Genomic DNA, 14,216 nt, shown 5'->3' with positions numbered 1-14,216 from the left:
TTGAAACAATACCAAGATCCAGACCAACTTACCTTACTTTCCACTTGAGAAATGCTTGTATCAAGGTAATATAAACCCCCAAATTTTTATTCAAACGTTTCGTTGGAGAACTAAGCAACAATGAGCATTACATCTGTCGCTTCTGTGTTTAAAGGTGAATTTGCGATTGGTTCGCAAATCACAGTACGTGGCTGGGTTAGATCCCGCCGCGATTCTAAAGCTGGGATCTCATTCCTCGCTATTTATGACGGTTCATGTTTTGACCCTATTCAAGGCGTAGTACCGAATAATTTAGAGAATTACGACAACGAAGTGTTAAAGCTTACTGCGGGTTGTTCTGTCATTATGACGGGTGAGGTTGTTGAATCTCCAGGTAAGGGCCAAGCCTACGAAATGCAAGTGACCAACGTTGAGGTTGCTGGCTGGGTTGAAGATCCAGACACTTACCCTATGGCAGCTAAACGTCACTCTATTGAGCATCTCCGTGAATTAGCCCATTTACGTCCGCGTACCAATATCATTGGTGCAGTGGCGCGTGTGCGTAACTGTTTATCCCAAGCGATTCACCGCTTTTATAACGAGCAAGGTTATATTTGGGTTTCGACTCCCCTCATTACCGCTTCAGACGCCGAAGGTGCTGGTGAGATGTTCCGCGTATCGACACTGGATCTCGAAAACCTGCCTCGTGATGATAAAGGCGCAGTTGATTACAGCGAAGACTTTTTCGGTAAGGAATCATTCTTAACCGTATCTGGTCAGTTGAATGCTGAAACTTATGCCTGTGCACTTTCTAAGGTTTATACCTTTGGTCCAACCTTCCGCGCTGAAAACTCAAATACGAGTCGTCACCTTGCTGAATTTTGGATGGTTGAACCCGAAATTGCGTTTGCCGATCTAGATGATGCTGCAAAACTGGCTGAAGATATGTTGAAATACTGCTTTAAAGCAGTATTGGCTGAGCGAAGAGATGATCTTGAGTTCTTTGCACAACGTGTAGAAAAAACCGCTATCGAGCGTTTAGAAGCCTTTGTAAGCAGTGATTTTGCTCAAATTGATTACACTGATGCAATCGAAATTCTTAAAGCTTGTGATAAAAAGTTTGAGTATGACGTTGAGTGGGGAATCGATCTGCATTCAGAGCACGAACGCTACCTAGCTGAAGAACACTTTAAAGCACCTGTTGTTGTTAAAAACTATCCAAAAGATATCAAAGCATTCTATATGCGTTTGAATGACGATGGTAAAACCGTTGCTGCTATGGATGTATTAGCACCAGGTATTGGTGAGATCATCGGTGGAGCTCAGCGTGAAGAGCGTTTAGACGTTCTTGATGCTCGTCTTGCTGAGATGGAATTAAGCCAAGAAGATTACTGGTGGTATCGTGATCTGCGTCGTTATGGCACAGTCCCTCACGCTGGTTTTGGATTAGGTTTTGAGCGTTTAGTCTCTTATGTAACTGGCGTATCTAACATTCGTGACGTCATTCCATTCCCAAGAGCACCTAAGTCCGCTAGCTTCTAAAAAGCCGCCTTAGATAGAGCCAATTTTAGACAGCTTAACTAAAAAAGCCTCTAACGAAAGTTAGAGGCTTTTTTGTATCTGTAAACAGCTAAATAATTCTTCAAATAGATAACCTAACGATATCAGTCTATTTTATAGCAACTGTTAACCGTTGAGTTGTTATCAGTATTCGCCCGCTTTGCGTGCCATTGCTTGCTGACCATCAATCTCTCTATGGCCATAGAGTTTGCCGTCAAACTTAATGAGACCAAAGCGACGTCGAATGTACTCAGCTAGCACAATGCCCATCACTAAACCTAAACTCAAGCAACTCACAATAACAGACACAACTATCTCATCTCTGATATCACTTATGATTAATGCCACCATTCCCATCGCGAACATAGGTGCTAACACGAGTGCAAGCCACTTAAATGACAGTACCAATCCTGAGACAACCGCTAAAAATATTCTTTCACCCATAATAATTCCCTTTAATATGACTATTTACACTTTATTGATGTTACAACAATCTAACGCTATCAGCGTGTAATGAGTAGAACACAGTGTAAATCAAGCATTTATCAGCGTCGTCTGAATTAACGATACCTTAATAATAAAACGAACTCATATAGTGATGTACATCACACATGCGTTACAGCGTAGACATTTTGTCCTTTGCCACAATAATTAAATGATCTAGCTCAAGCCAATATAATCTTCCTCTTAACCTACCTCCCAAACCCCCATAAACCTTGACGCATATCAATATTATGATGCTTTTTGACGCCTAGACTAACTTCGTAGAGCAAACTCCTTACCAATAATAATAAGGTTTAACCATGGAAACACACGAAGCCCTTTATCAGCAAGGTGTGGCGCGAATGGAACAATTGCGTCACTTGAAACCTCGTCACGGTGAAACGCTGCAAGATAAAATGTTACAGAATGGCATTAGCCGTCGTGATTTTATGAAGTGGACAGCATCTGTTACTGCAATGTTGGCCCTTCCCCTACCGTTCAGCACGTTAGTGGCAGAAGCTGCCGAACTTGCCAATCGCGTGCCGCTTATTTGGCTGCATATGGCGGAGTGTACCGGGTGTTCTGAATCACTTATTCGTACCGATACCCCTAACCTAGATTCACTGATATTTGACCACGTTTCTCTCGAATACCACGAGACACTAATGGCCGCATCAGGCTGGCAAGCTGAAGAGAACTTAGAGCATGCGTTAGAGACCTATAAGGGTAACTATTTACTTGCGGTAGAAGGTGCAGTTCCGACAGCCAATAATGGTGCCTACCTTACCGTTGGCTGTAAAGGCCATACTGGTTTGCATATCGTGAAGCAAGCCGCAGCCGGTGCTGCAGCCATTATCTCGGTAGGAACCTGTGCCGCATTTGGTGGCATACAAGCTGCTTCACCGAATCCTACGGGTGCCAAAGGCGTATATGAAGTTGTCGACAAGCCGGTAATAAACTTAGGTGGTTGTCCGCCAAGTGAGAAAAACATTGTTGGCACACTGATGTATTTCATCATGTTCGGCAAACTTCCTGCGCTTGATATGTTTAACCGTCCAAAGTGGGCCTATGGCGCACGAGTACATGACAACTGTGAACGACGCGGACGTTTTGATGCTGGCGAATTCGTCGAAGAGTTTGGCGACCAAGGCGCTAAAGAGGGTTACTGCTTATATAAAGTCGGTTGCAAGGGTCCTTATACCTATAACAACTGCCCAACAGAACGATTTAATCACCATACCAGCTGGCCAGTACTCGCAGGCCACGGCTGTATGGGTTGCTCTGAGCCAAACTTCTGGGACGATATGGCTGATTTTGAAAAACCATTAGGTAGACAGCTACTACACGGATTGGACGCCACCACCGATACCATAGGTACGGTAATTTTAGGTGCAACCGCTGTCGGTATTGGTGCACATGCAGTGGCGAGTGTCTTTGCCAAATCTGAAGAGGAATAATCATGAGTAAACGTGTAGTAATCGATCCTATCACTCGTATTGAAGGCCATCTACGAGTAGAGGTCGAAGTTGACGAAAATAATGTGATTCAAAAAGCATGGTCATCTTCTACCCTTTGGCGCGGCATTGAAGTCATTCTTAAAGGCCGTACACCTATGGATGTCGGCTTGATTGTACAGCGTATTTGTGGTGTTTGTACCTACTCTCATTACCGCTGTGGTACAGAAGCGGTAGAGAATGCTTTGGGCGTTAAAATTCCGCTAAATGCTAAGTATCTACGTAGCTTGATGCAAACCTCGCTTTATATGCATGATCATATTGTGCATTTTTACCATCTTCACGGCTTAGATTGGGTTGATGTAGTATCCGCGTTAAGTGCAGATCCCGCACTAGCAGCTCAAGTCGCGCTTAAATACACTGATAAGCCTATTAGTGCTGGTGAGGGTGACTTAAGAGCGGTACAAGAGCGTGTTAAAGGTTTAGTGGAGACAGGTAAGCTAGGTCCATTTGCTAATGCATATTGGGGCAATGGCACTTACAAGTTTACTCCTGAGCAAAACCTTATTGCGCTATCTCATTACCTTAAAGCACTTGAAGTGCAACGCGTTGCTGCAGAAATGCTTGCTATCTTCGGGGGTAAGTCACCGCACCCACAGTCGATTGTTGTGGGTGGTGTAACCTCAGTACGTGACATGTTGAGCCCTGCTAGATTGCAAGAGTGGAAACAAAAACACGCCATCGTAAATGACTTTATCATCCGCGCTTATAAGGCCGACATCGTGATGGCAGCCGAAGCATTTGGCACGGAGCCAAGCGTACTCGGCGGCGTTAACGTGAAAAACTTCTTAGCCACAGAAGATTTCTTACTCGGTGATGGACAGTACATGTTCAACCAAGGCGTGATCATGAATGGCGATTTAGCTGGGGTGAGCGATTTAAATCCAGATTGGATCAAAGAAGATGTGACTCATGCTTGGTACAAAGCGGATGGTCCACAACACCCTTTTGATGGCACTACCATACCGGATTACACTGGTTTTGTAGAAAGAGACACCGTCTACGGCAAGCTGCCAACAGTTGATGGTGACGGCAAATACAGCTGGGTTAAATCACCTCGCTACCAAGGTGAGCCTGTTGAAGTTGGGCCTCTAGCCTGCTTATTGGTGAGCTACGCTCGCGGTAATCAAGTCGTCGTTGACGCTGTAAATGGACTGCTTAGTGCAACGGGTCTACCTATTGAAGCGCTATTTACCACTTTAGGTAGAACAGCTGCTCGTATGCTGCAGACAGTGATTGTCGCAGAAGAGGGCCTTAAAACCTTTGATGCATTACTCACTAATTTACAGTCAGATGAGTCTACTTATACCAAGCCTGAAATTGATCCCAATAAAGAGTATGTCGGTCATTCAATGATTGAAGCGCCACGAGGCATGCTAAGCCATTGGATCCGTATTAAGGGTGGCAAGGTAGAGAACTATCAAGCAGTGGTACCGACAACGTGGAATGCAGGACCTGTCGATGCCGCAGGCAATATGGGGCCTTATGAGGCATCCCTTATTGGTCTTAAGCTTGAAGATCCAACTAAACCATTAGAAGTTATTCGTATAATTCACTCTTTTGACCCTTGCATGGCATGTGCTGTTCACGTCATGGATTTCAAAGGAACCAATCTGGGTGAGTTTAAAATCGATCCCAACGGATTTTAGTTAAGGGGGTTAGCATGGCAAATCAATCTGCAACCCACCAAAGAGAACTTGTTTTTGGTGCAGCGACAAGGATATTTCACTGGTTAAGAGCTTTAGCCATCCTGGTCCTTGTCATTACCGGGTTTTATATCTCCTGGCCATTTTTAGTGGCACCTGAGAACTCAGATGTATTGGTACAAGGTTTTATTCGAGGAGGTCATCAAGTATTTGGTTTTCTTCTGGTAGCCATTACTTTGGTCCGAGCGTATCTGTTCTTTTTTGGTAAAAGTGACAACGAAAGACGTTCGTTTAAAGACGTACTAAACCCTAAGAGTTGGATAACACAACTCAAGTCTTACCTATGGATGGGACATTTAGATAAAGCAGGCGTCTACGGGCCACTACAATTTGTGACTTACCTTGCAATTTCTCTCGTTGCCTTTCTGATCTGCGTTACTGGCTTAGTGTTATATGCCAATGTGTATCATCAAGGATTAGGTGGAGCACTTAGCGGCGTCGCAAACTGGGTCACCATGATGATGGGCGGTCTTGCACCGGTCAGAATATGGCATCACTACTTAACATGGGTGTTTATCATCTTTGTGGTCATCCATGTGTATATGGCTGTTTGGAGTGGGATCCGCTTTAAGCATAACTCTGTTGACTCGATTGTCTCTGGTTACGACTATCATAAGAAAAAATAAAAGGAAAACATGAAGATATTGCTACTTGGTATTGGCAATGTCCTGTACGCCGATGAAGGTATCGGCGTACATTTCGTCAATTACATCCAAGAAAACTTCGATTTCCACCATCCTGAGCATCAGCTTGATCTACTCGATGGTGGCACTTTGGCCCAAGGCCTAATCCCTACTTTATGTCAGTATGACTATTTAATTGTTGTTGATACGGTTAATGCCAACGGAGTTGAACCTGGCGAGGTTTACTTCTTTGATTTCGATAAAGCACCGCCAGAAATTGATTGGCAAGGCAGTGCTCACGAAGTAGAAATGCTACAAACCTTAATCATGATGGAAATGGTCGGTGATAGACCAAAAACCTTTGTTCTCGGTGTTACTCCAACCGTGCTTGAACCTATGACTCTTGGCCTTACGCCACAAATTCAAGCCGCTGTGCCTTTAATGGAGCGCACGTTATTCAACCACTTTGAACAATTAGGTTTCTCTCACTCCCGTTTAGCAAACATCGATATCAATGCACTCATTCCTGACTCTTACAAACGTGGCTTAATATCAGATGAAGAATATTAGATTTGAATTTGACTGTCAGCGTGAGGTGCCCTTCTATGGCCACCTCTGCAACCAATACTTATTAAACGACCAATACGATGTCACTATCGGACAAACAGGCAATAATTACTTTATTGAAGCCAAAGGTGAGCAACCCGCACTAGAGCAACTTGCCGATGCCATAGCTGAAGATTTTTTGATCTCATCATGGTTAATAAAACCTAATATCTCACTTATTGTAACTCCTATTGGCAACAACAAACTTTTACAGCATACGCCACTAGTACAAGAGTATTGCCAACACTGCCAACCTCAGTTTGGTGATAATCAAGCCAGACATTTTGGCCAATTAGACTATGTCTGCCCATGCTGCCAAGCAGAAAAGCGCCTTAATAAACAACATCAGGCGCTTGGCTTAAATGAGGTTAAACAGCTGGTCGATAATCTTGAAAGTAAGGGCTATGTCGACCTACCCACTATCGAGGGTAAACAGGCAATACAACTGAGTTATAAACCCAATAATGCCATGGGAGGCAGTGAACGACAAAAACTGGTGATCTGTAACCCGAATAACCTTAATGCCCACTTTGTGGTGTCAGATCAGCAAGTCCTTGCATTGTCGAGTATCGAAAAGCCACTAATTTGTAGCCGAGCCATTGATAACCACCCTAGACTGACTGAACCTCTCTATTCACTGTGTTTCGCTAATTCTCGCTTACTGATGGTGATTTGCGAGCTCCTGCGTCAGCGTGGTGTCGATTGGATCTATATCAATCACACCGACAACCCGCAACTCGCTTTAGTGAACGCGCAATGGGTTCCGCTACAAGAAACAGGGCATAACAATACTACACTAATCTATCCGTCAGATAAGGCGCCGTTGCACGACGATGCGCAACTTGGACAATACGATGTGCATTGGGTTAAAGACCATATTGAAGTCAGTGCGCTATCCCTAGCAAATTCTAAAAATACTGAGTTAGCACCGGTTCAGCAACTGCATGAAGCCGCAACCTGTGCCCTCCATGCTGCAAACCTCGGGGTAAAGAAAGCAAAAAATTGTGCAGTACTCTATTTAAGTGATAGCAATAAAAGTCGTATCGTGACCATGGATTCTAAACAAAAACTAGAACTGTTTTTTGAGTTCCCCACGTTACCTGATAATGGTTATGACATTGTTCATCAAATCGATTCGTCTCCACAAAAGAATCTATTCGATAAATTTAAACTCAAGTACCCTGAAGATTATCTAGCGTTACTAGAGTTAAAGCTTAGCGGACCGACAAATAATGTTCAATCTCTATGGGCAATCGCGGCAATCATACTTGGCGCCACCACGGCAGATAAAAATATTAGCAGCAATAAGGTACAGCTTAATGACTTTGTTATCGCCAATGCGATGCGCCACAAAGGCAGTAATGCACCTAGAGTCGACTTTCCCCTTACTCGGGGTGAAGCTTTTAGGAGTTTAAACTGGTGCAAAACCCTTGGCAGCATTATCAGCTTTAGATTGGCTGAAGATGGCAATATTGAAAAACTTGCGTTTGGCATGCACGATTCGCTCGCCGATTTTATCTGCAACTGGATTGAGCATTTAGATCAAAACATCACTATTAAATCAGTTGCATTGGCAGGGAGTACATTTAGCAATGAGCTCTTGGGAAAAAGGATCTCATTACGATTAGGCAAGAATTTTACCCTTAACCCAAATCTACAGATGGACTTAGAAGGTCTCAATATCGCTGTAGGCTCGTTGTTTCTAAAGCAGCGTAGACATTAATGCCACAATCTACTCAACGTGTTTGTATCAAGATATCCGGCATCGTTCAAGGTGTCGGTTTTCGCCCCTTTGTCTACCGATTAGCCCATGAGCTAAACCTCAGTGGCAGCGTGCTCAATAATGGCGAAGGTGTAACCATTGAGGCTCAAGCTAGCACCGATGTCATTAATCAATTTACACTAAGGTTAGCCCAAGAGCCGCCCCCTCTCGCTCGGATAGATAACCTCACCATCGTTGCTAAACCAACAATTGAAGACGAGCAACACTTTAGTATTATCCATAGCGAAAGCAACACTGACGCTGTCGTCGCTGTGTCTGCTGATAAGTGCACTTGTATTGACTGTATTGCGGATATAAACGATCCATTAAGTCGATATTTTCAATACCCGTTCACCAACTGTACTAATTGTGGCCCACGATACTCAATCATCAATGCATTGCCTTACGATCGTAAAAACACCTCTATGGCAGATTTCTCAATGTGCGAGAGCTGCCAAAAAGAGTACCTCGATCCGTTAAACAGGCGCTATCATGCTCAACCCGTCAGTTGCCCCGACTGCGGCCCAAGCCTTAGCTTTAAAAATCCTGACTTAAGCCTAAACAACATTCAGCTTGATCCGCTAGCGCAAGCTGTTAATGCGCTAAGAAAGGGCATGATTGTTGCGATAAAAGGACTCGGCGGATTCCATCTCGTTTGTGATGCAAGCAATCATCATAGCGTCGAGACACTGCGAGCTCGAAAACACCGCCCCGCAAAGCCGTTAGCAATAATGGTGAAAAATATTCAAGTCGCTAAACAGCTAGTCCAAGGAAATGAGGCTGAATGGCTGACCTTGTGTGGCAATGAACGCCCTATTGTGGTGATGAGGAAAAAATCCCAGCCAAAGCTGAATATAAGCTCGCTGGTGGCCCCCGATATCGACAGGCTCGGCGTGTTTTTACCCTATACGCCTTTACATCAGCTATTGCTACAACACATCGACTCACCACTGGTGATGACTAGCGCCAATCTAACCGGCGAACCCATCATTACTGATAGCGCCGACATCGCCCTAAAGCTGGGCCATGTGGTTGACTACATTCTGGATCACGACCGGCCAATTTTAAATGGTTGTGATGACAGTGTGGTGCAGCATATAGGCGAAAGGCTACAAGTCCTTAGACTTGCACGTGGTTATGCGCCGCTGTCTATTTACAGCCCAAAACAGATCACCTCAGCGACTTTAGGGTTAGGTGCACAGCAAAAAAATACCGTCTGCTTTGGCTTTGGGCATAATTTGTTTATTAGTCCGCATATTGGCGATCTTGTCTCTATCGAGGCTGAAAGCTATTTTCATGACACTCTGAATACGTTCTCTCGTTTATATCATTTTGAAGCGAAGCAGTTAGTGCATGACTTGCACCCCGACTATTTCACTAGCAGTTGGGCGGAGACCCTAGTTGACGTTGAAAAAAGATCTGTTCAGCACCATTATGCCCACGTGTTAAGTGTGCTTGCTGAAAACAAAACAACAGCCCAGGTATTAGCGTTTGCGTTTGATGGAACGGGACTCGGCGCCGATAACACTCTATGGGGTGGAGAAGTACTCCTCGCTGACGTGCATAACTATCAGCGTATTGCTCACTTAAAGCCTTTCAAGCTGATCGGCGGTGAACAAGCCATTAAGCAACCGGTAAGATTACTGCTATCAATACTGCTTGAAAAATATTCACTGCAACAAATAGTGCAATTAAACATCCCTGCAATACAAAATTTATCCGCCATAGCATTAATTAATTTAGATAAGGTGTGGCAGAAGACATCCGCTATAAACATGACCAGCTCTATCGGGCGTCTATTTGACGTCGTTGCGGTACTGCTTAACCTTATTGATAAGGTGCTATACGAAGGACAAGCTGGGATCTTACTCGAATCTGTTGCAAACAACGCTGAACGGCCTACTGCATTCGAAAATACTGATAATTCAAATGACGCGACTGATGGTAAAAACATTAGTTTCGAAATGCCATTATCAAACGACAATCAATGGGATCCAGCAGAGCTTGTCGAACAGGTCCTCAATGCAGTCTCTAGCCAACCGCTAACTCAAGACCGAATCGCATCCATTGCAAAGGCGTTTATGGACGCCATTGCAAACATGGTCTGCGAAGTCGCTTTACAGTATCCACAGCTGCCCATCGTATTAACAGGCGGCGTATTTCAAAATCGTTACCTGTCAGAACGCTGCGAAAGTCAACTGCAAAGACAAGGAAATAAACTCATGCCAAGTGGTCTGGTACCCATTAATGATGCAGGTATCGCTTTAGGCCAAACTTGGCATGCCATTCACAACACAATAGACAACAGCTCTGATAGCACTGGCGAAAACCCAAAGTAAACGTGAGCCGCATCACCTTCCGACAAAGCTAAAGCTGATTTACATCAATGCTGCGCGATAAAAGGTGGCAGACAATAAGACATAACTAATAATACGGAGTTACCTATGTGCCAAGACTGTGGCTGTTCAATTACCCGTCATGATCACTCTTTAAGCCCGAGCCATTCGCATTCAAAAACAGATCAAAACATAGCAACTAACCCTCAGTTGAACGACAAAAAAACCTTGTCTGTGATCCATAAAATTCTCGATAAAAATGACATTGAAGCACAACATAACCGCGATCACTTGGAAGCAAAATCTGTTACCGGTTTTAATTTAATGAGCAGCCCAGGCAGCGGCAAAACAACACTGCTTGAACATTTACACCTCCACATGGATCTTAAGTATGCCGTTATTGAAGGCGATCTTGAGACATCAAGAGATGCCGATAGATTAAAAGCAAAAGGGATTGAAGCATTCCAGATCCAAACCGGTGCAGCCTGTCATTTAGACGCATTTATGGTTCATAGTGCTTTGCATCACATCGATCTGGAACCACTCGATATCTGTTTTGTCGAAAACGTCGGCAACCTAGTCTGCCCTGCCAGTTATGATGTGGGCACACACAAAAATATCGTATTGCTATCCGTTCCAGAAGGTGATGACAAGATTGAAAAATACCCGGTGATGTTCCGCCGCGCCGACGTCGTGTTGATCACCAAAGCTGACTTACTACCCCATTTTGATTTCAGTGTTGAGGAGTCAAAAGCCCAGCTTAGAAAGCTCAACCCAAATATTGAATTGCTAGAAGTTTCAATTCAAGACACTCAATCACTGCGCAACGTTGGTGACTGGATAGCCAAGCACGTTGGAGGTAAAGCCTAATGTGTTTATCAATCCCATCCCAGGTCGTCGAAGTGCATGAAGATGAAGGTTCTGTCACCGTAGACACTATGGGGGTAAAACGTAAAGTCAGTAGCCATTTAATGACCGAGCCGCTGGTTCTAGGCGACTATGTGCTCATTCACATTGGCTTTGTGATGAATAAAATAGATATAGCAGACGCGCTCGAAAGTCTGGCGCTATATCAAGAGATCGTAGCAAAACTAGAACAAGAGGAGAACAGATCCTAATGCTTTCTTTAAACGATCTCTACCGAGGATTTAGAGATCCCGAAGTCATAAAATCGTTAGCAAAAGAGATAGCGATAGAAGCGGCAAAATATTCGGGAAAAATTAATATTATGGAAGTATGCGGTGGTCATACCCATACCATTATGAAATACGGCCTCAATCAGCTGTTGCCAGATAACATTGAATTTATTCACGGGCCTGGCTGCCCTGTGTGTATTATGCCTAAAGAGCGCATTGACCACGCAGCAGCCCTAGCAAGCCTACCTAATATTATCTTGATCACACTGGGCGATATGATCCGTGTGCCCGGTTCCAACGGTAATCTAGCGCAGTTCAGAGCTAACGGCTGTGACATTCGGCCTATTTACGATCCCCTAGACAGCCTAACCATCGCCACAGACAATCCAGATAAAACAGTGATCTTTTTTGCCATTGGATTTGAGACATCAACCCCGATGACTGCTGTGTTGTTAGATCAAGCAGAAAAGCGCAACATTTCAAATTTACTCTTTCATATCAATCATGTACTTGTACCACCGGCAATAGATGCAGTGATGGCCGACCCAAGAGCGAAGGTTAACGCCTTTATTGGCCCTGCGCACGTAAGCGTGATCAGCGGTGCTAAAGTATATCGTTCTGCAGTCGACTCCTATAACACCCCTCTGGTGGTATCAGGATTTGAGCCCGTTGATGTAATGGAATCGATCTTGATGATCGCCAAGCAGAAAGCACAATCTATCGCCGTACTTGAAATTCAATACAGCCGCGCAGTATCAGAAGAAGGTAACTTGACAGCCCAAGCGCTGGTGAATAAATACATGACTATTCGGCCTAGTTTTCGTTGGCGCGGCCTTGGCCCCATCCCTGATTCAGCCTTAATGCTCCGCGATGAATATAGCCATCGGGATGCTGAAAAGGTCTATCGTGAACAGTTACCTGATCGAGAAATAGACGACCATAAAGCTTGCCAATGTGGCGATATCTTACGTGGATTATCTAAACCTAAAGATTGTAAGGTCTTTGGCCGAGGTTGCACCCCCGAAACACCATTAGGTAGCTGTATGGTCAGCTCTGAAGGTGCTTGTAACGCATATTACCGTTATAGCGGAGTTACTGAATGAGTCATTCAAACATTAACAAAACAGTTCAGCTGAGTCATGGCGGCGGTGGTAAAGAGATGAACCGCCTTATTAAAGATATATTCTTTAAGGCGTTCGATAACCCAATCCTTCGAAGTGAAGAGGATGCTGCATGCCTGCATTTGAGCGGTAATACCGCCTTTACCACTGACTCCTTTACCGTGGCACCGCTGTTTTTTGCTGGCGGTGATATTGGCAAACTTGCGATAGCAGGTACCGTGAATGATTTAGCGATGATGGGAGCGGAGCCGCAATTTTTAAGCAGTAGTTTTATTATCGAAGAAGGCTTCCCTATTGCCGACCTCAAAACGATTGTCACCAGCATGGCAAACGAGCTAAAGCGCTCCGGGGCGCGTATTGTTTGCGGCGATACTAAAGTTGTTCCCAGAGGCTGTGCAGACGGCTTATTCATCAATACCTCGGGTGTGGGCCGTATTCTCAATAATGGGATCTCAGTAAAAAACCTAAAAGAGGGAGATGCCATTATTGTATCGAGGGATATTGGTCGCCATGGCGCCGCTATTTTAATGGCTCGTGAAGGTCTTGCGCTTGAATCTGAACTCACCAGCGATTGCGCTACTCTGTGGCCTATAGTTGAGCAATTGATTGCAGCCAATATTGAAATCCATGCAATGCGAGATGCCACCCGCGGCGGTTTGTCGGCTGTACTAAATGAGTGGGCATTGGCATCAAATGTTGGCATCGAAGTTAACGAGTCAGAGATCCCTGTCAGTAATGAAGTTACTGGTTTATGTGAGTTATATGGGTTCGAACCCTTTGACTTGGCAAACGAAGGTACCTTTATTCTTGCAGTGCCACAAGCCGTAGCAAAGGCAACGTTAGAGATCATGCAAACCTTTTGTCATTGTGAGCAAGCTGCCATTATTGGCCATGTAAATGACATTAAGCCAGGTAAAGTGATCCTCAATACTCCATGGGGCAGTAGCCGATTTTTAGATGTCCCCCAGGGCGAACTGCTACCGAGGATCTGTTAGTGCACGAATACTCAATAGTTACTGCATTGATAGAAGAGTGCGAAAAATTTGCGGCGCAAAACGATGCTAATAAGGTGACTCGAGTCGATATAAAACTGGGGATCTTAAGTGGTGTGGAACCCGCGTTACTCGAAACTGCTTTTGAGACATTTAAGTTAGAAGGTATTTGTGCTGAAGCGACTTTGAACATGAACATACAACCATTGGTGTTGAGTTGTTTTGTGTGCCACAAAGAAACAGTACATAAAGAAAGGAGCATTATCTGCAGTCACTGCCAAAGTTGCGATACTAAGGTATTAGACGGTGAAGATATGATGCTAATGCAGCTGGAGTTAGAGCAGGTTTAAACATTAACCGACGGACACTAGTCGTGTTAATGTTTAATGCAAAGAAAA

13 protein-coding genes are annotated in these 14,216 nt (G+C 44.4%); 12 read left to right on the top strand and 1 reads right to left on the bottom strand.

Annotated features, from left to right (window positions below):
- The first annotated feature begins 120 nt into the window (after positions 1 to 120).
- A complete protein-coding gene (gene asnS, locus L2755_RS01070; protein WP_248978893.1) occupies positions 121 to 1,521 on the top strand; it encodes an asparagine--tRNA ligase in 1,401 nt (466 codons plus the stop codon).
- Positions 1,522 to 1,683: 162 nt separating this feature from the next.
- On the opposite strand, the gene L2755_RS01065 is transcribed toward asnS, so the two are convergent.
- The gene (locus L2755_RS01065; protein WP_248978892.1) at positions 1,684 to 1,983 is read right to left on the bottom strand and encodes a hypothetical protein; all 300 of its coding nucleotides are present in this window, start codon (positions 1,981 to 1,983) and stop codon (positions 1,684 to 1,686) included.
- A gap of 359 nt (positions 1,984 to 2,342) precedes the next feature.
- On the opposite strand from L2755_RS01065, the gene hyaA reads away from it, so the two are divergent.
- From hyaA to L2755_RS01010, 11 genes are all read left to right on the top strand, one after another.
- A complete protein-coding gene (gene hyaA / locus L2755_RS01060) occupies positions 2,343 to 3,479 on the top strand; it encodes a nickel-dependent hydrogenase small subunit (protein WP_248978891.1) in 1,137 nt (378 codons plus the stop codon).
- Positions 3,480 to 3,481: 2 nt separating this feature from the next.
- Positions 3,482 to 5,185, top strand: coding sequence for a nickel-dependent hydrogenase large subunit (gene hyaB / locus L2755_RS01055; protein ID WP_248978890.1), 1,704 nt, complete (start codon positions 3,482 to 3,484; stop codon positions 5,183 to 5,185).
- A 14-nt stretch (positions 5,186 to 5,199) separates the two neighbouring features.
- A complete protein-coding gene (cybH, locus tag L2755_RS01050; protein ID WP_248978889.1) occupies positions 5,200 to 5,868 on the top strand; it encodes a Ni/Fe-hydrogenase, b-type cytochrome subunit in 669 nt (222 codons plus the stop codon).
- Between the two features lie 9 nt (positions 5,869 to 5,877).
- The gene (locus L2755_RS01045; RefSeq protein WP_248978888.1) at positions 5,878 to 6,435 is read left to right on the top strand and encodes a HyaD/HybD family hydrogenase maturation endopeptidase; all 558 of its coding nucleotides are present in this window, start codon (positions 5,878 to 5,880) and stop codon (positions 6,433 to 6,435) included.
- The gene (locus L2755_RS01040; RefSeq protein WP_248978887.1) at positions 6,422 to 8,194 is read left to right on the top strand and encodes a Kae1-like domain-containing protein; all 1,773 of its coding nucleotides are present in this window, start codon (positions 6,422 to 6,424) and stop codon (positions 8,192 to 8,194) included. Before L2755_RS01045 ends, L2755_RS01040 begins: the two co-directional genes overlap by 14 nt.
- Entirely contained in the window at positions 8,194 to 10,572 is a 2,379-nt protein-coding gene (gene hypF, locus L2755_RS01035; RefSeq protein WP_248978886.1) for a carbamoyltransferase HypF, read from the top strand. Before L2755_RS01040 ends, hypF begins: the two co-directional genes overlap by 1 nt.
- Positions 10,573 to 10,677: 105 nt before the next feature.
- Positions 10,678 to 11,439 (top strand): hydrogenase nickel incorporation protein HypB, encoded by a 762-nt coding sequence (gene hypB, locus L2755_RS01030; RefSeq protein ID WP_248978885.1) that lies wholly within the window; start codon positions 10,678 to 10,680, stop codon positions 11,437 to 11,439.
- Positions 11,439 to 11,687, top strand: coding sequence for a HypC/HybG/HupF family hydrogenase formation chaperone (locus L2755_RS01025; protein WP_248978884.1), 249 nt, complete (start codon positions 11,439 to 11,441; stop codon positions 11,685 to 11,687). The genes hypB and L2755_RS01025 overlap by 1 nt, the downstream gene beginning before the upstream one ends.
- Positions 11,687 to 12,808: a hydrogenase formation protein HypD gene (gene hypD / locus L2755_RS01020; RefSeq protein ID WP_248978883.1), complete on the top strand. Its 1,122-nt coding sequence runs from the start codon at positions 11,687 to 11,689 to the stop codon at positions 12,806 to 12,808. The genes L2755_RS01025 and hypD overlap by 1 nt, the downstream gene beginning before the upstream one ends.
- On the top strand, positions 12,805 to 13,821 hold the full coding sequence (hypE, locus tag L2755_RS01015) for a hydrogenase expression/formation protein HypE (protein WP_248978882.1): 1,017 nt from the start codon (positions 12,805 to 12,807) through the stop codon (positions 13,819 to 13,821). Before hypD ends, hypE begins: the two co-directional genes overlap by 4 nt.
- Entirely contained in the window at positions 13,821 to 14,168 is a 348-nt protein-coding gene (locus L2755_RS01010) for a hydrogenase maturation nickel metallochaperone HypA/HybF (protein WP_248978881.1), read from the top strand. Before hypE ends, L2755_RS01010 begins: the two co-directional genes overlap by 1 nt.
- The last annotated feature ends 48 nt before the right edge of the window (positions 14,169 to 14,216 follow it).

Origin of the sequence: Shewanella abyssi, assembly GCF_023284025.1 — a bacterium.
Classification (GTDB): Bacteria; Pseudomonadota; Gammaproteobacteria; order Enterobacterales; family Shewanellaceae; genus Shewanella; species Shewanella abyssi.
Note: the sequence above shows the minus strand (reverse complement) of the source record. Positions and strands in the feature narration are given on the sequence as shown.

Excerpts from the sequence above, each read along its gene's own strand:
- asnS (WP_248978893.1), top strand. The coding sequence starts at position 121 with ATGAGCATTACATCTGTCGCTTCTGTGTTTAAAGGTGAATTTGCGATT.
- L2755_RS01065 (WP_248978892.1), bottom strand. The coding sequence starts at position 1,983 with ATGGGTGAAAGAATATTTTTAGCGGTTGTCTCAGGATTGGTACTGTCA.
- hyaA (WP_248978891.1), top strand. The coding sequence starts at position 2,343 with ATGGAAACACACGAAGCCCTTTATCAGCAAGGTGTGGCGCGAATGGAA.
- hyaB (WP_248978890.1), top strand. The coding sequence starts at position 3,482 with ATGAGTAAACGTGTAGTAATCGATCCTATCACTCGTATTGAAGGCCAT.
- cybH (WP_248978889.1), top strand. The coding sequence starts at position 5,200 with ATGGCAAATCAATCTGCAACCCACCAAAGAGAACTTGTTTTTGGTGCA.
- L2755_RS01045 (WP_248978888.1), top strand. The coding sequence starts at position 5,878 with ATGAAGATATTGCTACTTGGTATTGGCAATGTCCTGTACGCCGATGAA.
- L2755_RS01040 (WP_248978887.1), top strand. The coding sequence starts at position 6,422 with ATGAAGAATATTAGATTTGAATTTGACTGTCAGCGTGAGGTGCCCTTC.
- hypF (WP_248978886.1), top strand. The coding sequence starts at position 8,194 with ATGCCACAATCTACTCAACGTGTTTGTATCAAGATATCCGGCATCGTT.
- hypB (WP_248978885.1), top strand. The coding sequence starts at position 10,678 with ATGTGCCAAGACTGTGGCTGTTCAATTACCCGTCATGATCACTCTTTA.
- L2755_RS01025 (WP_248978884.1), top strand. The coding sequence starts at position 11,439 with ATGTGTTTATCAATCCCATCCCAGGTCGTCGAAGTGCATGAAGATGAA.
- hypD (WP_248978883.1), top strand. The coding sequence starts at position 11,687 with ATGCTTTCTTTAAACGATCTCTACCGAGGATTTAGAGATCCCGAAGTC.
- hypE (WP_248978882.1), top strand. The coding sequence starts at position 12,805 with ATGAGTCATTCAAACATTAACAAAACAGTTCAGCTGAGTCATGGCGGC.